This is a genomic window from Micromonospora sp. NPDC047074 (assembly GCF_040643815.1).
Lineage (GTDB): Bacteria > Actinomycetota > Actinomycetes > Mycobacteriales > Micromonosporaceae > Micromonospora.
In genome coordinates, this window is sequence record NZ_JBEYVB010000049.1 from 15864 (window position 1) to 37013 (window position 21150).

22 protein-coding genes are annotated in these 21150 nt (G+C 74.0%); 9 read left to right on the plus strand and 13 right to left on the minus strand.

Annotated features, from left to right (window positions below; genetic code table 11):
* Nucleotides 1-9: 9 nt before the first annotated feature.
* On the minus strand, nucleotides 10-978 hold the full coding sequence (locus tag ABZ809_RS31410; RefSeq protein ID WP_357566259.1) for a peptidoglycan DD-metalloendopeptidase family protein: 969 nt from the start codon (nucleotides 976-978) through the stop codon (nucleotides 10-12).
* A 261-nt stretch (nucleotides 979-1239) separates the two neighbouring features.
* On the opposite strand from ABZ809_RS31410, the gene ABZ809_RS31415 reads away from it, so the two are divergent.
* The 3 genes from ABZ809_RS31415 to ABZ809_RS31425 all read left to right on the plus strand — a co-directional run bounded on the left by ABZ809_RS31415 (nucleotide 1240) and on the right by ABZ809_RS31425 (nucleotide 5815).
* Nucleotides 1240-2214: a helix-turn-helix domain-containing protein gene (locus ABZ809_RS31415; RefSeq protein ID WP_357566260.1), complete on the plus strand. Its 975-nt coding sequence runs from the start codon at nucleotides 1240-1242 to the stop codon at nucleotides 2212-2214.
* Between the two features lie 110 nt (nucleotides 2215-2324).
* A complete protein-coding gene (locus ABZ809_RS31420) occupies nucleotides 2325-4982 on the plus strand; it encodes a S8 family serine peptidase (protein WP_357566261.1) in 2658 nt (885 codons plus the stop codon).
* Between the two features lie 107 nt (nucleotides 4983-5089).
* Nucleotides 5090-5815, plus strand: coding sequence for a Clp protease N-terminal domain-containing protein (locus ABZ809_RS31425; RefSeq protein ID WP_357566262.1), 726 nt, complete (start codon nucleotides 5090-5092; stop codon nucleotides 5813-5815).
* 6 nt (nucleotides 5816-5821) lie between these two features.
* On the opposite strand, the gene ABZ809_RS31430 is transcribed toward ABZ809_RS31425, so the two are convergent.
* Together ABZ809_RS31430 and ABZ809_RS31435 are read right to left on the minus strand one after the other, a co-directional pair.
* The gene (locus ABZ809_RS31430; protein ID WP_357566263.1) at nucleotides 5822-6340 is read right to left on the minus strand and encodes a hypothetical protein; all 519 of its coding nucleotides are present in this window, start codon (nucleotides 6338-6340) and stop codon (nucleotides 5822-5824) included.
* 123 nt (nucleotides 6341-6463) lie between these two features.
* Nucleotides 6464-6655, minus strand: coding sequence for a DNA repair protein (locus tag ABZ809_RS31435; RefSeq protein ID WP_357566264.1), 192 nt, complete (start codon nucleotides 6653-6655; stop codon nucleotides 6464-6466).
* Nucleotides 6656-6974: 319 nt separating this feature from the next.
* Between ABZ809_RS31435 and ABZ809_RS31440 the strand changes: the two genes are divergently transcribed.
* Nucleotides 6975-7637: a GNAT family N-acetyltransferase gene (locus ABZ809_RS31440; RefSeq protein WP_357566290.1), complete on the plus strand. Its 663-nt coding sequence runs from the start codon at nucleotides 6975-6977 to the stop codon at nucleotides 7635-7637.
* A 199-nt stretch (nucleotides 7638-7836) separates the two neighbouring features.
* Here ABZ809_RS31440 and ABZ809_RS31445 read toward each other — a convergent pair whose 3' ends face one another.
* From ABZ809_RS31445 to ABZ809_RS31455, 3 genes are read right to left on the minus strand one after another with little or no spacing between them, the layout of a single operon-like run.
* The gene (locus tag ABZ809_RS31445) at nucleotides 7837-8535 is read right to left on the minus strand and encodes a TetR family transcriptional regulator (RefSeq protein WP_357566265.1); all 699 of its coding nucleotides are present in this window, start codon (nucleotides 8533-8535) and stop codon (nucleotides 7837-7839) included.
* A complete protein-coding gene (locus ABZ809_RS31450) occupies nucleotides 8498-8983 on the minus strand; it encodes a DCC1-like thiol-disulfide oxidoreductase family protein (protein WP_357566266.1) in 486 nt (161 codons plus the stop codon). The genes ABZ809_RS31445 and ABZ809_RS31450 overlap by 38 nt, the downstream gene beginning before the upstream one ends.
* A complete protein-coding gene (locus tag ABZ809_RS31455; RefSeq protein WP_357566267.1) occupies nucleotides 8980-9582 on the minus strand; it encodes a hypothetical protein in 603 nt (200 codons plus the stop codon). Before ABZ809_RS31455 ends, ABZ809_RS31450 begins: the two co-directional genes overlap by 4 nt.
* Before the next feature lie 168 nt (nucleotides 9583-9750).
* Here ABZ809_RS31455 and ABZ809_RS31460 point away from each other — a divergent pair, with 168 nt between their 5' ends.
* Nucleotides 9751-10107, plus strand: a complete 357-nt coding sequence (locus ABZ809_RS31460; RefSeq protein ID WP_357566268.1) for an STAS domain-containing protein — start codon at nucleotides 9751-9753, stop codon at nucleotides 10105-10107.
* 21 nt (nucleotides 10108-10128) lie between these two features.
* Here the strand turns inward: ABZ809_RS31460 and ABZ809_RS31465 are convergent, their stop codons facing one another.
* Nucleotides 10129-11331, minus strand: coding sequence for a PP2C family protein-serine/threonine phosphatase (locus tag ABZ809_RS31465; protein ID WP_357566269.1), 1203 nt, complete (start codon nucleotides 11329-11331; stop codon nucleotides 10129-10131).
* 90 nt (nucleotides 11332-11421) lie between these two features.
* Nucleotides 11422-12873, minus strand: coding sequence for a glycoside hydrolase family 3 N-terminal domain-containing protein (locus ABZ809_RS31470; RefSeq protein ID WP_357566270.1), 1452 nt, complete (start codon nucleotides 12871-12873; stop codon nucleotides 11422-11424).
* A gap of 169 nt (nucleotides 12874-13042) precedes the next feature.
* Between ABZ809_RS31470 and ABZ809_RS31475 the strand changes: the two genes are divergently transcribed.
* Nucleotides 13043-14218 (plus strand): ROK family transcriptional regulator, encoded by a 1176-nt coding sequence (locus tag ABZ809_RS31475; RefSeq protein ID WP_357566271.1) that lies wholly within the window; start codon nucleotides 13043-13045, stop codon nucleotides 14216-14218.
* A gap of 156 nt (nucleotides 14219-14374) precedes the next feature.
* Here ABZ809_RS31475 and ABZ809_RS31480 read toward each other — a convergent pair whose 3' ends face one another.
* Nucleotides 14375-15391 carry an ABC transporter permease subunit gene (locus ABZ809_RS31480; protein ID WP_357566272.1) on the minus strand — a complete coding sequence of 339 codons (1017 nt, stop codon included), beginning with the start codon at nucleotides 15389-15391 and terminating at the stop codon, nucleotides 14375-14377.
* Nucleotides 15388-16395 (minus strand): ATP-binding cassette domain-containing protein, encoded by a 1008-nt coding sequence (locus ABZ809_RS31485; protein WP_357566273.1) that lies wholly within the window; start codon nucleotides 16393-16395, stop codon nucleotides 15388-15390. Before ABZ809_RS31485 ends, ABZ809_RS31480 begins: the two co-directional genes overlap by 4 nt.
* 131 nt (nucleotides 16396-16526) lie before the next feature.
* On the opposite strand from ABZ809_RS31485, the gene ABZ809_RS31490 reads away from it, so the two are divergent.
* Together ABZ809_RS31490 and ABZ809_RS31495 are read left to right on the plus strand one after the other, a co-directional pair.
* Entirely contained in the window at nucleotides 16527-17321 is a 795-nt protein-coding gene (locus ABZ809_RS31490; RefSeq protein WP_357566274.1) for an ABC transporter ATP-binding protein, read from the plus strand.
* 13 nt (nucleotides 17322-17334) lie between these two features.
* Complete coding sequence (locus ABZ809_RS31495; RefSeq protein ID WP_357566275.1) at nucleotides 17335-18231, plus strand: ribokinase; 897 nt, start codon at nucleotides 17335-17337, stop codon at nucleotides 18229-18231.
* Here the strand turns inward: ABZ809_RS31495 and ABZ809_RS31500 are convergent.
* Nucleotides 18216-19244 (minus strand): helix-turn-helix domain-containing protein, encoded by a 1029-nt coding sequence (locus ABZ809_RS31500; protein ID WP_357566276.1) that lies wholly within the window; start codon nucleotides 19242-19244, stop codon nucleotides 18216-18218. The genes ABZ809_RS31495 and ABZ809_RS31500 overlap by 16 nt on opposite strands.
* 70 nt (nucleotides 19245-19314) lie before the next feature.
* Here ABZ809_RS31500 and ABZ809_RS31505 point away from each other — a divergent pair, with 70 nt between their 5' ends.
* On the plus strand, nucleotides 19315-19773 hold the full coding sequence (locus ABZ809_RS31505; RefSeq protein WP_357566277.1) for a rhodanese-like domain-containing protein: 459 nt from the start codon (nucleotides 19315-19317) through the stop codon (nucleotides 19771-19773).
* Nucleotides 19774-19779: 6 nt separating this feature from the next.
* On the opposite strand, the gene ABZ809_RS31510 is transcribed toward ABZ809_RS31505, so the two are convergent.
* Both ABZ809_RS31510 and ABZ809_RS31515 read right to left on the minus strand, forming a co-directional pair.
* Nucleotides 19780-20508 (minus strand): hypothetical protein, encoded by a 729-nt coding sequence (locus tag ABZ809_RS31510; protein WP_357566278.1) that lies wholly within the window; start codon nucleotides 20506-20508, stop codon nucleotides 19780-19782.
* Between the two features lie 38 nt (nucleotides 20509-20546).
* On the minus strand, nucleotides 20547-21026 hold the full coding sequence (locus ABZ809_RS31515; RefSeq protein WP_357566279.1) for a DUF6232 family protein: 480 nt from the start codon (nucleotides 21024-21026) through the stop codon (nucleotides 20547-20549).
* Between the last annotated feature and the right edge of the window lie 124 nt (nucleotides 21027-21150).

Here is a 21150-nt window from a genome sequence, read left to right on the forward strand (position 1 = left end):
CGGGGCTCGTCAGATGAGCACGCTCCAGGTCACCGGGCCGACGAGGCCGTCGGCGACGAGGCCGTTGCGGCTCTGGAAGCTGCGTACGGCGGTGGCGGTGACCGCTCCGAAGCCGCCGTCCACCAGCAGGCTCGCGCCCCGGGCGTTGAGCGCGGTCTGGAGGCCGCGTACCAGGTCGCCGGAGTTCCCCTCCCGCAGGGGCAGGACGAGCGCGGTCCAGGTGATCGGGCCGACCAGGCCGTCGGCGTAGAGGCCCCGGGCGCTCTGGAAGCTGCGTACCGCGCTGGCGGTGGCGGCCCCGAAGTTGCCGTCCACCACGACGGAGATACCGCGCGCCCGCACCAGGTACTGGATCACCCGGGGCACCCACCCCGAGGCGCCCTGGCTGACGCTCGGGTAGCCGGTGCTGCCGACGGGAGCCGTCGAACCGAGGGTGATGCCGCGGTTGGCCAGGAAGACCCGGGGGTCGAGCGAGGTCAGCCGGGGGTTGTGGATCTCGAAGTGCAGGTGCGGGCCGGTCGAGTTGCCGGTGGTGCCCATCAGGCCGACCAACTGGCCGCAGCTGATCTGCTGGCCGTCGCTGACCAGCACCCGGTGCAGGTGGCCGTAGTAGGAGAAGTACCCGTCGGCGTGGTTGATGTGGACGCTGTTGCCGGTGCGACCGGCCAGGGGGCCACTCGTCGTGTCGCCCGGGTACGAGTTGGTCTTGATGTCCCGGACGGTCCCGGCGGCTGTCGCGTAGACCGGGGTGCCCTGGCTGTTGGCCACGTCCCAGCCCGTGTGGGTCGGCCGGCTGGGGGTCTTGTAACCGGAGGTCAGCGATCCGAGGGTCGGGTTGCTCCAACCGGCGACGGCGGCCATCGCGGGGCCGGGCAGGCCGACGGCGCCGACTCCCATGCCGACGCCCAGCGCCGCGAAGAGGGTGCGGCGCCGGGCCGGTACGTCGATCAGTCGCCTTGTTTCCGGAGCGTCGCTCATCGTTGTCTCCTGATGCTGGTTTTCGTGAACGGAGGGGCGAGCAAGATCGGATCGTAAATCTTCTATATGGACGGAGGCAACGATGAAACTTTCCTACCGTCGGCCACCGGCCCGGCAGCGCGGGTGGGAAGGCCTGGATCTGGGTGCCGAGGCTGGTTAACATTCCCCGGACCCGCAGCTCAGCGGGGTTCCGGTCGGTCTGCTGGTCGCCGTCACAGGGAGGTTTCGTGTCCGCACTCCCCGTCCGTCGCCCGCGCTGACATGCTCGAGGGCATCGGGATCGGTCCCGCCGAGGAGCAGGTGTACGGCGAACTCGTCGCCGGGCCGGCGACCGGGGCGCGCGAGGTGGCCGACCGCACCGGGCTGGCGGAGCCGCAGGTGGAACAGGTCATCGCCGAGTTGGAGCGCAAGGGCCTGGTCACGGTGCACCCGGGGCAGCGCCGCCGGCTGCACGCCGCACCGCCGGACATCACCCTCAAGCTGATGGCGCTCCAGCGCATCGACGAGGTGCACAAGGCGCAGCTGGCCATCGCGCGGCTGGCCCAGCGCTACCAGCGCAACGGCGCGCCGGACGGCGCCGCCGAGTCGGTCGAGGTCGTCGAGGGTGGTGCGGCGGTCGCCGAGCGCCACGCCCAGCTCCAGCGCGACGCCCGCCAGGAGATCCAGTCCCTGACGCCGACAGGACCCGCCGTGGCCGTGCCGGCCGCCGCCAACTACGGCCAGCGGGACGCCCTGCGCGCCGGCGTGCGGTACCGGGTCGTCTACGACCGGGCGCTGCTGGAGTTGGGTGGCTCCGACGCCCCTCTGCTGCTGGAGGAGTGGGCGGCGCTCGGGGAGGAGATGCGGGTGGCGGTCAACGTGCCGCTGAAAGCATTCGTCTTCGACGGCCGGCTGGCCCTCGTCGTGCTCGACGACGGCCCGCCCGGCGAGGTGAAGGCGCTGGTCATCCACGTCCCCACGGTGGTGCGGGCGATCGAGTGGATCTTCCGCAGGGTGTGGGAGTCCGCCGTGCCGGTGCCCGTCGCGCTGGCCGCCCCCATCGACGGCCCGCTGGCCCCGGACGACCGGCGGCTGCTCTCGCTGCTCCTCGCCGGGTACACCGACCAGGTGATCGCCGTACAGGTGGGCGTGAGCATGCGGACCATCCAGCGGCGGGTGCAACGGCTGCTGCTGCTCGCCGGGGTGCAGACCCGCCTCCAACTGGGCTGGCAGGCGGCCCAACGGCACTGGATCTGACGCGTCGTATTTCCGCCAATGCGCAAAACCGCCAGGTCAGAAGGCTGATCAAGCAAGATCCGTCGGTGGCATCATCCCCCGTGTCGTTCCCCCTCGACAGAAGGACGCTGATGCCACGTCACACACCCCCGAGCCCGTACCGGTCTCGGTGGACGGCCGCGACGCTCGCCGCCGTCCTCACGGCCGCCGGACTGTCCCTGGGCTCCGCGCCGGCCCTCGCCGAGCCGCAGACCGCCGCGGGAGACAAGCTCGGCAGCCACGACCGGGCCCTGATCGCGCAGTACTCCCGTCAGGTCGGCGCCCGGAGCCTCTCGGCCACCGCCGACCGTCCGGTGCCCGACTTCGTCACCCTGATGCTCGCCGTCAAGGACGGCCGGACCGCGCAGGCCGAGCAGGCGCTGACCGCGCTCGGCGCCACGGTCACGAAGACCGAGTCCCGGGTCGGCTACGTCAAGGTCAACGTGCCCTTCGACAGTGTCGACAAGGCCGTCGCGCTGGACGACGTGCTGCGGGCGGACGTCGACGAGTTGCTCACGATCGAGGACACCCGACCGGACGCCGCAGTCACCGCCACGCCGGTGGCCGCCAGTTCCGATGACAGGCCGGCGGCGCCGTCCGCGACCACCCCGGACGCCAACAGCTACCTGCCGACCAGGGAGACGGGGTCGGTCGCCTTCAAGTCGGAGAACCCGACGTACGACGGCCGTGGCGTGACCATCGGGATCATGGACAGCGGGGTCGACCCGACGCACCCCGCGCTCGCCACCACCACGACCGGCGAACACAAGCTCGTCGACACGGTCGTGGCCACCTCCCAGACCAACTTCATCGACCTGCTCTTCGACACCAGCTGGTACAGCATGACGGCGTCGAACCGGGTCACCGGTCCCACGTTCGTCGACCCCCTGCTCAAGCAGACCTGGACCGGCCCGGCCGAACCCGGCCTGGCCGTCTCGGTCAAGAAGGCGGCCGTCTCCAGCCTGGCGGGCACCTACGTGGGCGTGCTCTTCCGGGAGTCCGACCAGGCGGTGTGGGTCGACACCGACCAGGACCGGGACTTCACCGACGAGGAGCTGATGCGGCCGTTCAAGGTCGCGCGCCAGATCGGTCACCTGGGCACCGACGACCCGGCCACCCCGGTCAACGAGCGGGTGCCCTTCACGGTCGACGTCGATCTGAACATCTTCTCCAACGGCTCCGACGCGGTCAGCATCGACGCGCTCACGGAGGCTCACGGCACGCACGTCGCGGGCATCGCCGCCGCCCACGGAATGTTCGGCGGCGCGATGAACGGTCAGGCTCCGGGCGCCAAGCTGGTGTCGATGCGGGCCTGCCACGTCTCCGGCTGCTCCACGGCGGCCCTCACCGACGGCATGGTCGACCTCGCCACCGTGCACGGTGTGGACGTCATCAACATGTCCATCGGCTCCAGCCCGACCCTCAACGACGGCCAGAGCGCCCGGGCGCTGCTCTACAACCGGCTGATCGACGAGACCGGCGTGCAGATGTTCATCTCGGCCGGCAACTCCGGCGCGGGCGCCAACACGATCGGCGACCCGACCGGTGCCGACCGGGTGGTCAGCGTCGGCGCCTCCGTCTCGAAGGACACCTGGTGGGTCAACTACGGCTCGAAGGTGGCGTTCGACAAGGGGATCATGCCCTTCTCCTCGCGCGGTCCGCGTGAGGACGGCGGCTTCAAGCCCGACCTCACCGCTCCCGGCTCGGCCGTCGCCCCGACGCCGGACTGGATCGCCAGCTCGTCGGTCGCCGAGACCGGCTACACGCTGCCGCCGGGCTACTCGATGATGAACGGCACCTCGATGGCGTCGCCGCAGGCCGCCGGTGCCGCCGCGCTGCTGCTCTCCGCCGCCAGGCAGGCCGGGGTCAGCGTCACCGCCGCCGAGCTGCGCAACGCGATCTACACCTCGGCCGACTTCAACAAGGACGTGGACGCCATCGCCCAGGGGCGCGGCCAGCTCGACGTGCGGGAGGCCTGGAAGCACCTGCGGAAGGGCGAGAAGGGCGTCGCGAACGACGACGTGACCGTCTCCGCCCCGGTGTGCACGGTGCTGTCCGGCAGTCTGCAGACGCCGCACCGCGGCAGCGGGCTGTTCAACGACTGCGCGCCGGGCAGCGGTGGCCAGAGCGTCGGCGAGGCCCGCGACTACGAGGTCACCCTGACCCGTACCGGTGGGGCCGAGGGCTCGGTCCGCTACCAGTTGCGGCTGGTCGGCGACGACGGCACCTTCGACGCGCCGCAGACCGTCGCCCTGGCGAAGAACGTCCCGACGGTGGTCCGGGTGACCGCGACCCCGCGCACCCAGGGCACCCACAGCGCGATGCTGGTCGTCGACAGCGCCCGGACGGCCGCCGTCGAGCAGTACGCCATGCTCGTGGTCGAGGCCGCCGCGCCGCTCACGGCGGGCACGACCTGGTCGGCGGACGGGACGTCGTACCGCAACGAGACGGTCCACTACTCCGTGGCGGTGCCGGCCGGCACCAAGTCCCTGACGGTGAACCTGTCCGGCCTCGCCGAGGGCAGCCAGACCCGCTGGTGGGCCGTCAACCCGAACGGTGTCAGCGGCGAGCGCTCCGCCCCCGGCACCACCTACTGCTACGCCAACTACCTCGACGGCAACGGCTGTGACCCGGCCACCCGCACCTACGCCAACCCGCTGCCCGGGGTCTGGGAGTTCGTGGTCGAGTCTCGGCGCACCAGCCCGCTCGGGACCAACCCGTTCCACCTGGAGGCGTCCGTCACCCAGTGACCTGACGCGACCGCGTGCCCGGCCGGGTTCCGCCCCGGCCGGGCACGCTTCGTCAACATCGTCAACTTGCGGTTGACGACGAGCGCGCGTCAACCTATGGTTGACGCATGACGGAGCCAACCCAGACGAGCAACCCGGTACGTCTCGACGACCTGATCCGGGCGATCAAGAGGGCGCACCCGGACGCGCTCGACCAACTCACCGACGCGGTCATCGCGGCCGACCACCTCGGCGAGATCGCCGACCACCTGATCGGCCACTTCGTCGACCAGGCCCGCCGCTCCGGCGCGTCCTGGACCGAGATCGGCCGCAGCATGGGCGTCAGCAAGCAGGCGGCACAGAAGCGCTTCGTGCCGAAGGCCGACGACCCGCCGCTCGACCCGCAGCAGGGTTTCAACCGCTTCACCCCCCGCGCCCGCAACGTGGTGCTGGCCTCGCAGAACGAGGCCCGCACCGCGGGGCACGCCGAGATCCGCCCCGAGCACCTGGTGCTGGGGCTGCTCAGCGAGCCCGAGGCGCTGGCCGCGAAGGCGATCGTCGCCGGGGGGGTGCCGCTGGAGCGGGTACGCGAGGCCGCGACCGCCGCGCTGCCGCCGTCGGCGGCCGAGGTGCCCGACCTGATCCCGTACGACGCCCAGGGCAAGAAGGCGCTGGAGTTGACCTTCCGGGAGGCCCTGCGCCTGGGGCACAACTACATCGGCACCGAGCACATCCTGCTCGCCCTCCTGGAGCAGGAGAACGGCACGGGCGCGCTCAGCGGGCTCGGCCTGACCAAGCCCGCCATCGAGGCGACGGTGTCGGCGGCGCTGCAGGCCATCCAGGCGCAGGGCTGACCCGGGTCAGGGCACGGTGGGGAAGCCGTAGCGGGCGGCGTGCTCGGGATCCGTCGGGTCGACCTGGCGGATCCCGGCGTCGGCGAGGCGCTTGTTGACCTCGTCGAGCCGCTCGCGCACCAGCCGGGCCTCCTCCTCGGTGACCCGACCCCGGTGCGGGCGGCCCGCGTGCTCGACGGTGCCGTAGTCGACCCGCTCCGCGCCCCGGCGGGCCTTCTGCGGGCGGACCCGTTCGGCGGTCTTCAACAGTTGCGCCATCGGCACGTCGGTCGCCATCGCGTCGAACTCGCTCGCGGTGAGCACCACCCGGCGCGGCTCGCCGTCGCCGTGCCGGTCGTGGATCTCGACGACCGCGACGTCCAGCGCGGCGTCGTCGATGCCCTCCACCTCGACCGGCGTGGCGTCCAACCGCACGGGCCCCGCGACCAGGTCAGGGTGCTCCAGGACGACGACGCGGACCACCTCGTCGTCGGGCTGGATGGCCGTGCCGCTGAAGTCGGAGACGTGGATCGTCTTCTTGCCCATGCGCGGAGCTTCTCCTGTCGTAGGCCGGGATGCCGGACCAGAAGAAATTACCCGACAGGTGTGCGAAAGCCCCCGGTGGACCGTCCGGGTGTGTCGCCGGGCCGCGCGGCTGGGCGCGGGGGGTCAGCGGGTGTTCAGGCCGCCACGCGAGGAGGCGCCGGCGGGCATCTTGTTCACCTCGCTCCACGGGAGCGCCCCGGGCCCGGCGCGGTGACCCCGGTACGCCGACTGGGCCGGGTAACGCCCGGTGGCCGCGGTGGTCTGCCAGAGTCGCGCGGGGTCCTGGTGGTGCCGGGCGTTCGGCTGATTCGGCATGACCTAACCGTCCCAAAAGAAGTTTTCCATGTATGTAAATGAATATGACGCCCGATCGATGGGTTCGGTTCCCGTCTCCGGCGACCTTTGTTCCGAACCGGTGACGTTGGTACCTCTACCCGTCCGCCTCGCCCCGCAATCCTCGCGTCGCCGGGAGCCCGCCGTCCCGCGAACCGCCGATCTGCCGGTGGTGGGACGGCCGTCGAGGGGTTCCGTCCCGACGGGCCGCAGCGCCCGCGTACGGTGATCGTCGGCGATGCGGGGCGGGCGCCGGTGCCGGCCTCGGAGGGTGACCACGACGGCCGTGGGGAGGTTGGCGGTGCTCGACCGGCGGCTGCACCTGCACCTGGCGAGCTGGCTCGGCCAGTGGCCGGCCGGGCCCGGGCTGCACGTGGTCGCCTCGCACCGGCGGGTCCGACCGGCCTGGGACGGTCGGCTCCGGCCCGCCGTCGCGGTCAGCTCCGGCGCGAGCACCGTGCTCTCCGTGGCTCCCGACCGGGTCGCGGCGGTCCGCGAGCTGGCCCGGCTGCCGGGCGGGCCGCCGCTGCCGGAGTTGCCCGCCGCGGTGGGGCAACCCGGCTGGGCGGTGCACGACGACGTGTTCCGGTGGAGTGTCGCGCCGGTCCCGCTGCCGGACGCGGGGGAGTGGACGTCCCCGACCGCCGCCGGGCTGCCGTCCTGGCTGCGCCTGTTCGACCGGCCGGTGCTGGTGGTGCGCGACGACGGGGGGCGCTACGTGGCCGGCGTGGGGGTCAAGCGGCACGACGCGTACGGCCACGAGCTGGCGGTCGGCACCGTGCCGGCAGCCCGGGGGCGGGGGCTGGCCCGGCGGCTGGTCGCGCAGGCGGCCCGCCGGGTGCTCGACGAGGGGGCCGTGCCGACGTACCTGCACGACGTCGGCAACGCCGCCTCGGCCCGGGTGGCGGCGGCCGCGGGCTTCCCCGACCGGGGCTGGCGTTCGTACGGGGTCTACCCGCCCTGATCCGCAACCGGGGGTGGGAGCGGACCGTGGTTCCCGGGCCGGATCCACGGTCCGCAGTCTCCTCCCAGGGCCCCGCGGGGTCGTGCGGTACTGATTACGCTACGTATCTGTTCGCGTGACGGCAAGGCGCCACGGGTGCGATCCGGCTGTCGAGTAGTGGACTTGACCTGCGACTATTCGGCCGATGCCGTGGCTGGGGTCAGTGACGCAGCGTGCGAATGAGGTCGAGCACCTGCCGGGTCACGGGGCGCAGCACGCGCAGCCGGGACAGCCCCACCAGCCGGTCCACCAGCGGCACCGCCCCGTCGATCAGCTTGCGGGTGCGGGCCTGCCCGGGCGAGCGGTCGTAGACCCAGTAGAGCACCACCCCCATGTACGCCAGCCAGAGCAGCTCCGGCAGGTGTGGGCGCAGCTCCGGGTCGACGCGTGCGGTGGAGCCGTCCAGCACCTCGGCGAAGAGACCGATCGCCGCCTGGCGCGGGCCGGACGACTCCGCCGAGAAGGGGCTCAACGGGGAGGTGGGCTCCGCCGCCGTCTTGAAGAAGCTGGCGGCGAAGGAGTGCGAGGGGGTGAGCACGTCGATCCCGGCGTGCAGCACTCCGGCCAGCCGGGCCGCGAAGTCGTCCTCCCGGTGCAGCACCGGCTCGGCGGCGGCCCGGTGCTCCACCTGGGAACGCGCGTAGAACTCCTGGATCAGGTGTTCCTTCGAGCCGAAGTAGTAGTAGGCGTTGCCCACCGCCACCCCGGCCTCCTGGGCGATGGCGCGCATGGTGGTCCGGGCGTACCCGCGCTCGCGGAACAACCGCATCGCCGTGTCCACGATGAGCTGCCGGGTCTGCTCGCCGCGTGCGGTCGCCGGCTCACCCGCAGCGGTCGTCGGCGCAGTCTGCTCGGTCATCGGGGTCACCGTATCCCGCCAGGTCGTCGGACTGCTCCGCCCACGGCTCGCGGACGCGTTCGCGGACCGCGGAGGCGGCGGCGACCACCCGGCGGGCGAGTGGCAGCAGGTGCGGGCGGGCCAGCCGGTCGGCGGTGGCCCGGTGGTCGGCCAGCGCCCAGAGACAGGCGAACCAGGCGCCGTCTCCCGCGTACACCTCGCCGCTGTCCGCCACCACGGTCAGGTCGCGCAGCGTCGCGTCGTGGTTCAGGCCGGGAAAGCGCCGCCGGGCCTCGGCCGATCCGGCCGGCATGAACTCCAGGGGTACGAGCTGCGGGCGGGACGCCAGCCAGCGTCGCGCGGAGCGGCAGAGCGGACAGTGCGCGTCGTAGAGGACGGTGAAGCCCCGGACGCCACCGCCCCCGTGCGCGGTGGCGTCCGGGAGCCCGCCGGCGAGAGGGGAGGTCACTGGGCCGGCGGCACGGCCGGACCGCCCGCCGCGTCCGGGCCGGCGGGCTGCTGCGGGCCGCCGGGCTGCTGACCCGTCGCGTGCGGTGCTGCCTGGTGGGGGTTGGCCTGGTGCGGTGCTGCCTGGTGCGGTGCTGCCTGGTGCGGTGCAGCGTGGTGTGGAGCGGCCTGGCGCGGGGCCGTCGGGTAGGGGCCGTGGTGCGCGGGCGCCATCGGCAGCCGGCCGACCGGGGCGAGCGGCGGGTGGGTGGCGAGCTGGCGCAGCCGGCCGCGGCGGTACCGGTTGAGCGCGAAGACGTTGAAGAAGTGCAGGGCGCCGAGCACCAGCAGCACCAGGCCGATCTTGAGGGAGAGTTCCTCCATGGCCTGGGCGGTGGACCCGACCGGGTCCGGGTGCTTCATGGACACCGTGACGTAGCCGAGGTTGAGCAGGTAGAAGCCGACGACGAGCAGGCTGTTCACGGCCTTGGCCAGCCGCTCGTCGGCGAACACCTCCGCCAGGAAGACCAACCCGTTGCGCGACAGCGCCCGAGCCACCCAGACGGTCAGCCCGATGCTGATCGCCAGGTAGACCAGGTACATCCAGACCTTCGTGTCCATCGCGGACGCCCTTCTTGAACGTGTTCAACTTGTGTCGGCCCCAGCGTAGGCGACTATTTGAACGTGTTCAAGTGGCCTTCCCGGTCGTCGTCGTGCTCGACCGGGTGGGGGTCGGTATGGTCGAGACGCGTCGGTCGACGGCGCGTCCCTTCAACGGTGAGGCAGGCCATGGACCGGGGTACGCGGGACACGGAGCCGGGGCGGGTGGTCCTGCGCCCCGCGGGTGAGGTCGACATGGCCAACTCCGCCGAGCTGGAGGCGACGCTCACCGAGGCGCTGCACCGGCCCGGTGTCCGGGAGGTCGTCGTCGACCTCGCCGACGTGCGGTTCCTGGACTCCAGTGGCGTACGCGTCCTGGTGCGCGGCGCCGCCGTGGGCCGCGAGCGCGACGTGACGATGCGGGTGACCGGCCCGCAGCCGGGGGTGGCGCGGGTCCTGCGGATCACCGGAGTCGGCGCCCTGCTCGGGCTCGCCGACTCCGAGACCGGCCGGCCTGTCGCGCGGGGGTGGCGCGGGCTGGACTGACCGCGGGCATGGCGGGGCGGTTCAGGGCTCCAGGTTCGCCGAGGCGGTGGCGGACCACTCGACGAGCAGCAGGGTCGCGTCGTCCCGGTGCACACCGCCCTGGTGCTCCGTCACCGCATGGCTGAGGCGGCGCAGCGTCTCCGGGGCCGGCAGCCCGGAGCCGATGTGCCGCTCGGCGAGGTCCGCCAGACGGGACAGCCCGAACATCTCGCCCGCCGGGTCGCGCGCCTCGGTCACCCCGTCGGTGTGCAGCAGCAGCCGGTCGCCGGACTCCAGCCGGGTCCGGCCGACCACGACGCTGTCATCCGGCAGGCCGAGCGGGAGCCGGCGACCCCCGGTCAGCTCCCGCACGGCCCGCCCCCGACGCAGCAGCACCGGCGGCGGGTGCCCCGCGTTGACGTAGCGCAGCAGCCCGGAGCCGGTGTCGAACTCGGCGAGCACCGCGGTGACGAACCGCGCGTCCTGCCACGCGGCGACGATCGCGGCGTCCACCGCCCGGGCCAGGCCGGGCAGGTCCGAGCCGGCGCGCCGGGCCGCCCGCAGCGCGGCCAGCGCCACCGAGGTGGTGAGCACCGCCGGCAGGCCGTGCCCGACCCCGTCGAGGATCGCCAGCGTCAGGACCCCGCCGTCCACCGCGTAGTCGAAGGCGTCCCCGCCGACCTCGTAGCAGGGCTCGAGCAGGGCGCTGACCGCAACCTCCGGGGTGGCGAAGGTCAGCGGCGGGAGCAGGTGCCAGAGCAGCTCGGCGGAGACCTCCATGGGCCGGCTTCGGCGCGTGCGGTGCAGGACGTCCCCGTAGTCCCGCTTGCTGGTGACCAGGTGGCCGACCAGGCCGGAAATGAGCCGGCAGCCGTCCCGGAGCGCCTCGTCGGCGAGGTCGGCGTCGTCCGGCGGGAACACCTCCAGCAGCCCCAGTCGGTCGGTGCCGTTGACGATCGGCACCCACAGCCGGGGCGGTGGCCCCTGCCCCGCGTGCACCTCGACCTGGGTGAAGGAGCGCCCCGCCAGGCTGGTGTCGATCGGCAGCACCTCCGGCGTCGGCCGCCCCGTCCCGGGCAGCGGGCGCAGACCGCGCTGCTCGGCGTCGACCAGGTACACGGTCGCCGCCACCCCCAGTGGCCGGAGCACGGCGTCGACCGTGCTCGCCAGCCCGTCCGCGGGCAGCCGGTGGGACCGGGACACGAAATCGGCCAGGGCCCGGCGCCAGGGGTCGGTGGCGGTCATGCCGTGACATACCCCGGCTGGGCCCGGTCGAAGCCGGCCGGGCCCAGCCGGGCGCCAACCGCCGTTGGCGGCGGGTGCCCGGTGACGGCGTCAGCCGGTCAGGCCGAGGACCTCGGCGGCCGCCCGGCCGCAGGCGTGGCTCGCGCCGTACGTGGTGACGAACGCCCGCACCCCGGCCGGGCGCCACCGGGAGGGCCAACCCATCTCGACCACGGTCACCGGGTGCCCGGCGGCCAGCGCGGTCACCAGGTCGGCGCCACCGGGCAGCCGGTGCAGGTGGCGGCCGACCAGCACGATCGGCCGGTCCCCGGCGAGCTGGCGCAGGGCCGCCGGCTCGGTCTCGGCGGCGACGACCCGCAGCTCCTCCGCGCCGCCGAGGTGCGGGCCGAGGCCCCACGGCACCCGCCCCTCGGCGAGGGTCGACGCGGCGTGCAACTGGACGACCAGCGGGCGGTCCAGCCCGGCCAGTACGCCCTCCACCCGGACGGCGCGCCGCGCGGCGGCATAACCGAGGTCGGTGGGGGCGGTCGCCGCCGCGCCGGAGACCCGGGTCCAGGCGGCGAGCGCGGCGGCGCGGCCGGCCGCCTCCTCCACCCGCGCCAGGTCCAGGTGGCCGTCGCCGAGCGCCCCGACGATCTCCGCGACCACCTGTTCGACCAGCTCGGCGTCGACCTCTGCACCGATGCACAGCAGGTCGGCGCCGGCGGCCAGGGCCCGGACGGCGGCCGGGCCGACCCCGCCGGCAGCCACCGCGGCGCCCTTCATCTCCAGCGCGTCGGTGATGACCGTGCCGGTGAAGCCGTACTCGCCGCGGAGCAGGTCGACCAGGACCGCCCGGCTGAAGGTGGCGGGGCCGTCCCCGGTCAGGGCCGGCACCCGGATGTGCGCGGTCATCACGGCCCGCGCGCCGGCCTCGACGACCGCCGCGAAGGGTGGCAGGTCACGGCGGCGCAGCACGTCGAGCGGCACGTCCACGGTGGGCAGCTCGTAGTGGGAGTCGGCGACCGTGGCCCCGTGCCCCGGAAAGTGCTTGGCGCAGGCGGCGACCCCGGCGGACTGCAGCCCGGCCACGGCCGCGGCGGAGTGCGCCGCCACCCGGATCGGGTCGGCGCCGAACGAGCGGGTGCCGATCACCGGGTTCTCGTCGGCGGTGTTCACGTCCACGGTCGGCGCGAGGTTGACGGTGACGCCGAGGCCGGCCAGTTCCGCGCCGATGGCCGCGTAGACCCGGTGGGTCAGCTCCACCTCGTCGATCGCGCCGAGCGCCGCGTTGCCCGGGTACGGGCTGCCGGTGGCGTGCGCCAGCCGGGTGACGTCACCGCCCTCCTCGTCGATCGCGACCAGCACGTCCGGGCGGCCGGACCGCAGCGCGGCGGTGCTCGCCGCCACCTGCCCCGGATCGTGGACGTTGGTGCCGAACAGGGTGTGCCCGGCGAGCCCCTCGGCCACCAGTTCCACCGCCCAGTCGGGCGGGACGGGCCCCGGGTACGCGGCGAGCAGCGTGCCGAGCGCGAGCCGGCGCAGTCCTGGATCCAGCCCCACGTGATCTTCCCCTTTCGGTGCCCCGGCGGCACGGATGTCGTACCGGCGGGGGTCGGTGACGTACCGGGTCGGCCGAGCACCCCGCTCCCGGGTGACCGATACGCTATCGGCTACCCGTTCGCAGGTCGGTTTACAGTTAACAAGGTTTATCAAAACTAGAGGACGTGGCATGAGTGCGACCCGGCTGCCCGGCACCCCCCGCCTGTTGCGGGCGCTCAACGACCGTGCGGCGCTGGAGCTGTTGCTGGAGCGGGGGCCGCTGACCAGGGCCCGGCTCGGCGAACTGACCGGGCTGTCCAAGGTCACCGCCTCCCAGCTCGTCGAGCGGCTGGAGGAGCGGGGCCTGGTCACCCGGGTCGGCGAGCAGGCCGGCGGCCGTGGGCCGAACGCCCAGCTCTACGCCGTGCGTCCGGGCAGCGCGCACGTGGTCGGGGTGAACGTGGGTGCCGACCGGGTGGTCGCCGCCTGTGCGGACATCACCGGGGCGGTGATCGGCCGGGTCGAGCAGTCGACCCAGGACACCGACGATCCGGTCGGCGTGGTGCACAACGCCGTGGTGCAGGCCGCGAGCAGCGCCGGGGCGCAGTTGTCGAGCGTACGGCGGATCGTGCTGGGCACCCCCGGTCTGGTGGAGCCCGGCACGGGCGACATCACGTTCGCCTTCAACCTGCCCCGCTGGCACAGCGGCCTGCTCGCCGCGCTCCGGGACGACCTGCACACGCCGGTGGTCTTCGAGAACGACGTCAACCTGGCCGCCGTCGCCGAGGCGCAGTCGGGCGCGGCCCAGGGCCTGACGGACTTCGTGCTGGTCTGGGTCGGCGCCGGCGTCGGCCTGGCGATCGTGCTGGGCGGCCGGCTGCACCACGGCAGCAGCGGTGCCGCCGGCGAGATCGGCTACCTGCCGGTGCCCGGCGCGCCCATCCCGCGTGACGTGTCCCGCCGCGCGAAGCCGGCGTTCCAGCAGTTGATCGGCGCGGACGCGGTCCGCGAGCTGGCCCGCGCGCACGGCTACCCGGACGACAGTGGCGCCGCCGCGGTGCGGGCGGCGGTCGCCGACGGCACGGCCGGCGGCCCGATGCTCGACGAGGTGGCCCGCCGGCTGGCGCTGGGTGTGGCGAGCACGTGCGTGGTGCTGGATCCGCCGCTGGTGGTACTCGCCGGCGAGGTCGGGCAGGCCGGCGGGGTGGCGCTGGCCGAGCGCGTGCAGCACGAGGTCGCGGCCATCACCCTGGTGCGCCCCCGGGTGGTGCCCACGGGGCTGACCGAGGAGCCGATCCTGCGGGGTGCGCTGCGCACCGCGCTGGACGCCGTCCGCGACGAGGTCTTCGGCTCGACCGTCGGCTGACCGGCGCGGGCCGTACGCCGGTGTGGACAGCGCGCCGCCCGCCGCCGCCCCGGCTCTGCGGGACCGGCGGCGGGCGGGCATCATGTGAAGGAATATTTCATCCGTGGCCTCAATGCTGCAAGGTCTTGCCGCGCCTGTGACGGGTGCCGGAGCTGGTCACATCAGGTCGCGGCGGCGGAACGCCACGAAGGCGGCGCCGGTCAGCGCGCCGGTCAGCCCGAGCAGCAGGAGCAGCGACGGCTGCCAGGTCAGGGCCCAGGCGTCGCCGCCACACGAATCGCTGCCCACGAAGGTGCACGAGCGGTAGTCCCAGAACCCGATCCGGCCGTTCAGCAGAGCCGCCGCGTAGCTGGAGAGCATCAACCGCTCCGGCTTCGCGACGTCCAGGATCTCCATCACCAGCCGGGCGCCCAACTCCCACACCACCAGGTACCCGGCGATGGCGCCCAGGGCCGCCGAGGTGTGCCGGCCCAGGGTGGCGACGGCGAACCCGACCGTGGTGAGCAGCAGCACCAGCAGTAGGCCGCGGCCCCAGGTCGCGCCCAGCGCACCCCAGAACTCCCCGTCGAGCCGGCCCGGCCGCCCGGCGAGGTGGGCGATCAGCCAGAACGTCCCGAGGTACGCCGCCGAGGCCAACACCGACACCAGCGCCGTCCCACCGAGCAGCGTGCCCAGCTTGGCGCCGAGCACCATCATCCGCCGGGGCCGCCAGAGCAGCAGGTTGACCACGCCGCCGGAGTTCAGGTCGGCGCCGATGTACGAGGCGCCGACCAGGAACCCGAACAACGCCAGGAAGGCGATGAGGAAGTAGAGCAGCGCCTCGGCCTCCTCGGCGAAGATGAACACCCCGGTGAGGAAGTCGGCGGCCACGGGAGCCCGCTCCATCAGGGCCGGGTCGACCTCGCTGCAGTCGTCGGGCACGTACCCCCGCACGTCGTCCGCCAGCGCGGCCCCGCGCTCCCGTTCCAGGCAGAGCTGGTGGGTGCGCTCCAGCTCGATCCGCGCCGCGGCGGCCTGCTGCTGGGCGTCGATGAGTTCCTGGGCGGTGGGCTGGTGGGAACCCGCCATGGTGGTGGCCGCGGTGACGCCGAACGCGAGCACCAGCAGGACGAGCATGAGCTGCACGAAGCGCCGGGCGCCGAGACGCTCCAGCTCGGCACGGACCAGGTTCACGCGTCCACTCCCCGCACGTCGAGGTCGATCACCGGTTCCCGGGGCCCGTCGGGCAGTACCGAGTCGTTCACCTGCCGGGGCAGCGCCGGGTGCGCGGCCGTGCCGGTGAGTTCGAGGAAGACGCTCTCCAGGTCGGGCCGGATCGGGGTCAGCTCGCGCACCCAGAGGCCGGCCTCGCCCAGCGTGCGACTGACCACGGTGGCGTCGTCCACGCCGTCCACCACCAGATGGTCGTCGTGCCCGGTCGCCGCCAACCCGGTCGCCGCCAGCAGCTCGACCGCCCGCTCCGGATCGTCCACCCGCACCAGCAGCTCGTGCCGGTCGAAGCCGGCCAGCACCTCGTCGACGCGCCCGGCCGCGACCCGCCGGCCCCGCGAGATGATCGTCACGTGGTCGCAGATCAGCTGGATCTCGGCGAGGATGTGGCTGGAGACCAGCACGGTCACCCCGGACTCCGCCAGCGAGCGCATCAGGTCGCGCATCTCCCGGATGCCGGCCGGGTCCAGCCCGTTCGCCGGCTCGTCGAGGATCAGCAGCTCCGGATCCTTGAGCAGGGCGGAGGCCACCGCGAGCCGCTGCTTCATGCCCAGCGAGTAGCCCTTGACCCGCTCGTCGCCCCGGTCGGACAGGCCCACCTGCTCCAGCACCTCGTCGACCCGGCCGGTCGGCACGCCGCCCGCCCTGGCGAGCAGGCGCAGGGTGCGCTCGCCGGTGAAGTTGCCGAAGAACTGCGGACTCTCCACGATCGCCCCGACCCGCCCGGCCACCAGGGGCAGCCCGTTCGGCGAGGGGACGCCCAGCATCGTCATCCGGCCCGCGTCGGCCCGGACCAGCCCGAGCAGGGCGCGCAGCGTGGTGGTCTTGCCCGACCCGTTGGGGCCGAGGAAACCGTGGATCTGGCCGGCCTCCACCAACAGGTCGAACCCGTCGACCGCCACCCGGCGACCCTGCCGCAGGCTGTGGAAGGTCTTGCGCAGACCCTCGATCTCGATGACCGCGCTCATCCGCGCGGCTCCGCGTACCGATCGGGCATGGACCGTCCTTCGGCTGTGGTGACCAACGACACGGCGCCTCACCCTACGGTCCGGCCGCCGCCCATGGGGGGCGGCGCGGTGGTGCGTGGTTGGATGGTCGGGTGACTGGGGACGCGGATCTCGTGATCAGCCTCGACGGCGTCGGCGTACGCCGTTCCGGCACTGCGCTGCTGCACGACGTCGACTGGCGGGTCGAGCTGGACGAGCGCTGGGTGGTGCTCGGGCCGAACGGCGCCGGCAAGACGACCCTGCTCAACCTCGCCGCCGGGCGGCTGCACCCGACCACCGGGACGGCACACGTGCTCGGCGAGCGGATCGGCCGGACCGACGTCAACGAGCTACGGACCCGGATCGGGCTCTCCACCGCCGCGCTCGCCGAGCGGGTGCCGGCCGAGGAACGGGTCAGCGACGTGGTCGTCACGGCCGCCTGGTCGGTGGTCGGCCGCTGGCGGGAGAGCTACGACAGCACCGACGAGGCCCGGGCCCGCGCCCTGCTGGGCCAGCTCGGCATCGGCCACCTCGTCGACCGCACCTACGGCACCCTCTCCGAGGGCGAGCGCAAGCGGGTGCAGATCGCCCGCGCGCTGATGACCGACCCGGAGCTGCTGCTGCTCGACGAGCCCGCCGCCGGGCTCGACCTGGGCGGGCGCGAGGACCTGGTCGCCCGGCTGGCCGAGCTGGCGTACGACCCGGACGCCCCGGCGCTGGTGCTGGTGACCCACCACGTGGAGGAGATCCCGCCCGGCTTCACCCACGCGCTGCTGCTGCGCGACGGCGCGGTGGTGGCACAGGGGCTCCTCGGCGACACGGTGACCGGGGACAACCTCTCCAAGACCTTCGGCGTCCCCCTGGTGGTCCAGCGGGCCGGCGACCGGTACACCGCCCGCGCCGCCTGACGGGGAGGCGGGGATGCGGCAGACCCGGGTCGTCGTGGTGGGCAGCGCCAACATGGACCTCGTGGGCACCGCCCCCGCGCTGCCCCGGCCGGGGGAGACCCTGCTCGGCACCGACTTCGTCATGGTTCCCGGCGGCAAGGGCGCCAACCAGGCCATCGCCGCGGCCCGGGCCGGCGCCTCCTGCGCCTTCCTCGGGGCGATCGGCTCCGACTCGTTCGGCGTCACCCTCCGGGCGCGGATCACCGCCGCCGGGGTCGACACCGACCAGCTCCGCACGACGTACGGCATGTCCGGGGTGGCGCTGGTGATGGTCAACGCCGACGGGGAGAACGCGATCCTGGTCAGCCCCGGCGCCAACGCCTCGATGGCCGGCCTCACCGAGCCCGAGCTGACCGTCGTACGCGAGGCGGACGTCCTGCTCGCCCAGCTGGAGATCCCCGTCGCCACGGTGACCGAGGCGGCCGTCGCCGCCCGGGCGGCCGGCACCCGGGTGGTGCTCAACGCGGCCCCGGCGGTGCCCGTACCTGCGGAGCTGCTGGCCGCGACGGACCTGCTGGTGGTCAACGAGACCGAGGCGCAGGCGCTCACCGGGCGCGGCCGGGACGAGCCGTCGATCCTGCTCGACCTGGCACCCCGGGCGGTGCTCACCCTCGGCGCGGAGGGCGCCTGGTACGGCGACCGGGACGGCACGGCCGTGCACGTGCCGGCGGTCAAGGTCGACGTGGTGGACTCCACGGCGGCCGGGGACGCCTTCACCGCCGCGCTCGCAGTCGCCTGGGGCGAGGGCCGGGACGTGGTCGACGCGGTGCGCTGGGCGGCGGCGGCCGGAGCGGCCTGCGCGCGCCGCCTCGGTGCCTCGGTGGCGCTGCCCCGCCGCGACGAGATCGACGAGCTCTACGTGCCGGCCTGAGCGCCGGTGTGCTCCGGGCCCCGCCGCGTGCCGACCACGGGCGCGAGGGACCGGCGGGCCGCCGGGCCGGTGCGGAAGGCCCGCCGGTACGCCGACGGCGACGTCCGCATGGCCCGGCCGAAGTGGTGGCGGTAGGTGACGGCCCGGTCGAAGCCGACCGCCGCCGCGATCTCCTCCACCGGCGCGTCGGTCGTCTCCAACAGCGCCAGGCTGGCCCGGACCCGCTGGTCGACCAGCCAGCGGATCGGGCTGGTGCCGGTGGCCCGGGCGAAGTGCCGCAGGTAGGTGCGGGGCGACATGTGCGCCTGCCCGGCCAGCCGGGCCACGGTGAGCGGTTCGGGCAGGTGCGCCAGCGCCCAGGCGATGCTCCCGGCGATCCGGTCGTCGTCCGGGTCGGCGGCGACCGGCGCCTCGATGAACTGCGCCTGCCCGCCGTCCCGGTGCGGCGGGATGACCAACCGGCGGGCGACCGCGTTGGCGATGGCGGCGCCGTGGTCCCGGCGGACCACGTGCACGCAGAGGTCCAGGCCGGCCGCGCTGCCGGCGCTGGTGAGGATGTCGCCGTCGTCGAGGTAGAGCACGTCGGGCTGGACCACGACCTGCGGGTGGCGGCGGGCCAGCAGGTCCGCGTACCGCCAGTGCGTGGTGGCCCGCCGGCCGTCGAGCAGGCCGGCGCCGGCCAGGGCGAATGCGCCCGAGCAGATGGACATGATCCGGGCGCCGGCGCGGTGTGCCCGGCGCAGCGCGGCGACCAGCTCCGCCGACGGTCCGACGGTGACGTCGGGGACCCCGGGCACGATCACGGTCGCGGCGGCGGCCAGCGTCTCCAGGCCGTACGGGGTGTGCAGGGCGGCCCCACCGACCACCGGCACCGCCCCGGGGCGCTCCGCGCAGACGGCCAGCTCGTACCAGTCGACGTCGAACTCGGGGCGGGGCAGCCCGAACACCTCGGTGACGATGCCGGTCTCGAAGACCGACATCCCCGGGTACGCCAGCACGGCCACGCTGCGCATGGCGGGATCTTAGCGGAGGACGGCGTTCCGGCCACTCGTCCCGGCGGCCGCCCGACCGCAGGATCGAGGCATGACGCTGACCTTCGCCGTGCCCGCCGCCGACCCGACCACCGCCGCCGCCCACTTCCTCGACCGGCTCCGCTTCCACACCGACGTGGCCGACGTGCACGCCGACCTGACCGCCGGGGTGCCCGGGCTGGTGGTCGTCGACTCGCGCGGCGCGGCCGCCTGGGAGCAGGGACGCCTGCCCGGCGCGGTACACCTGCCGACGGCGGAGATCGCCGCCCGCGCCGTGGACCTGGTGCCCGCCGGGTCGCGGGTGGTCACCTACTGCTGGGGGCCGGGGTGCGACGGCGCGGTCCGGGCCGCCCTGGAGTTCGCCCGGCTCGGCTATCCGGTCAAGGAGATGATCGGCGGCTACGAGTACTGGGTCCGGGAGGGGCTGCCGGTGGTCACCGCGGCCGGGTCGACCCGGCGGCCCGCCGACGAGCTGACCGCGCCGCGCCCCGTCGTCGGCTGCGACTGTTGACCGTGCTCACGCCGGAGCCTCGTCGGTGAGCTTCTCGCCGCGGCGGCGGAGCATGCCCAGCCCGGGGATGCCGGCGACGGCGAGCTTCAGGTCGCGGGTGACGTCGAGCAGGTCGTGCAGGTCGGGGCCGACCCGGTCCAGGGTGGCCAGGATCGGCAGGATGTCCGCCGTGAGGTGCTGCTTGAGCTTGGGCAGCTCGTCGACGAGCCGGATCGCGGCGGCCACCTCCTCGGGGCTGAGCTGCTCGACGAAGTGGGTCGCCATGGGGGCGGCCCGGCGCAGCGCCGGCTCGTACGCCGTCAGCAGCTCGGCGGCCGTGGCCGCCGCCTCGGCCGCCGTACCCACGGTGCCGGCCGCCCGCCCGGCCACCGCGTCGGCCTTGCCGACCACCGAGGCCGCCGTGGCGGCCACCTCGGTCGCGTTCTCGATGGCGGTGGTCGCGGCGGCGCTGATGACGGCGACCTCACGGACCGCGCCCTCGGCGTCGGTGAGCACCCGGTCGGTGCGGTCGAGGGTCTGCTCGACCCGGCCCACCATGCCGTCGACGCGGTCGACCATGCCGTCGATCCGGTCCACCACCCCGTTGACCCGGCTCAGCAGCGCCTCCACCGAGTCCAGCACGGCGAACGCGCGGGCCGGCACGGCCGCGAAGGAGGCCGCCGAGCCGAGGGCCTGGTCGAGGGCGGAGCGGGTCAGGCCGAGGACCGCGGTGGGGCGGGGGAGGGGAATCACCATGGCACCAAGTGTGCGTCGCCCACGCACGGACCGCCCGGTCAGGAATCCGTGTGCTGCTCGACCGCCCGCTGGACCGCCCGGTAGATCTGCCCGAACCGCAGCGCGTCCGGCGTACGCAGCAGCAGCACCTCCCGGCCGTGGTGCTGCACCCAGAGCTCGTGCACCTTGCTGCCCCGCTCGTAGGAGCGGTCGAGCCAGCCGAGCGGGATCTCGAGGAAGGGCGCCAGGGCCAGCGCGCCGACCACGCACGCGGCGACGATGAGCAGGGCCAGCCGCCACTCGCCCCGGTCCTGCGCGGACCAGGCCAGCGACAGCACGCAGACCACCGCGACCAACGGGGGCAGCGAGAGGAGCAGGACCAGGACGCCCCGGCCCAGCACCCGTCCCCGTACGGCCAGCGTCTTCGGCCCCTGCGCATGCCAGACGTACGTCACGTCGGCGATCGCGACGGCATGGCCGCCCGCCCGGATCGACTCCGAGGTCACCTGCACCGCGTCGTCCCGGTAATAGAGGGTCATCACTAAGCCTAACCGCTGGCGCGCCTGCCGGCCGGCCCGGTGCGGACCAGGTTCGGGGCCCGACCCGGCGCGGCTCAGGCCCGGCTTCAGCGTCGGGGGGTGACCGTGCCCACGCTGTCGAGCT

What these genes read in the sequence shown, in the direction of transcription:
- ABZ809_RS31410 (WP_357566259.1), bottom strand. Translation starts at nt 978, where the DNA reads ATGAGCGACGCTCCGGAAACAAGGCGACTGATCGACGTACCGGCCCGG.
- ABZ809_RS31495 (WP_357566275.1), top strand. Translation starts at nt 17,335, where the DNA reads ATGCGGCAGACCCGGGTCGTCGTGGTGGGCAGCGCCAACATGGACCTC.
- ABZ809_RS31475 (WP_357566271.1), top strand. Translation starts at nt 13,043, where the DNA reads ATGAGTGCGACCCGGCTGCCCGGCACCCCCCGCCTGTTGCGGGCGCTC.
- ABZ809_RS31430 (WP_357566263.1), bottom strand. Translation starts at nt 6,340, where the DNA reads ATGGGCAAGAAGACGATCCACGTCTCCGACTTCAGCGGCACGGCCATC.
- ABZ809_RS31465 (WP_357566269.1), bottom strand. Translation starts at nt 11,331, where the DNA reads ATGACCGCCACCGACCCCTGGCGCCGGGCCCTGGCCGATTTCGTGTCC.
- ABZ809_RS31445 (WP_357566265.1), bottom strand. Translation starts at nt 8,535, where the DNA reads ATGACCGAGCAGACTGCGCCGACGACCGCTGCGGGTGAGCCGGCGACC.
- ABZ809_RS31515 (WP_357566279.1), bottom strand. Translation starts at nt 21,026, where the DNA reads ATGACCCTCTATTACCGGGACGACGCGGTGCAGGTGACCTCGGAGTCG.
- ABZ809_RS31500 (WP_357566276.1), bottom strand. Translation starts at nt 19,244, where the DNA reads ATGCGCAGCGTGGCCGTGCTGGCGTACCCGGGGATGTCGGTCTTCGAG.
- ABZ809_RS31420 (WP_357566261.1), top strand. Translation starts at nt 2,325, where the DNA reads ATGCCACGTCACACACCCCCGAGCCCGTACCGGTCTCGGTGGACGGCC.
- ABZ809_RS31455 (WP_357566267.1), bottom strand. Translation starts at nt 9,582, where the DNA reads ATGGACACGAAGGTCTGGATGTACCTGGTCTACCTGGCGATCAGCATC.
- ABZ809_RS31485 (WP_357566273.1), bottom strand. Translation starts at nt 16,395, where the DNA reads ATGAGCGCGGTCATCGAGATCGAGGGTCTGCGCAAGACCTTCCACAGC.
- ABZ809_RS31460 (WP_357566268.1), top strand. Translation starts at nt 9,751, where the DNA reads ATGGACCGGGGTACGCGGGACACGGAGCCGGGGCGGGTGGTCCTGCGC.
- ABZ809_RS31510 (WP_357566278.1), bottom strand. Translation starts at nt 20,508, where the DNA reads ATGGTGATTCCCCTCCCCCGCCCCACCGCGGTCCTCGGCCTGACCCGC.
- ABZ809_RS31435 (WP_357566264.1), bottom strand. Translation starts at nt 6,655, where the DNA reads ATGCCGAATCAGCCGAACGCCCGGCACCACCAGGACCCCGCGCGACTC.
- ABZ809_RS31415 (WP_357566260.1), top strand. Translation starts at nt 1,240, where the DNA reads ATGCTCGAGGGCATCGGGATCGGTCCCGCCGAGGAGCAGGTGTACGGC.
- ABZ809_RS31425 (WP_357566262.1), top strand. Translation starts at nt 5,090, where the DNA reads ATGACGGAGCCAACCCAGACGAGCAACCCGGTACGTCTCGACGACCTG.
- ABZ809_RS31505 (WP_357566277.1), top strand. Translation starts at nt 19,315, where the DNA reads ATGACGCTGACCTTCGCCGTGCCCGCCGCCGACCCGACCACCGCCGCC.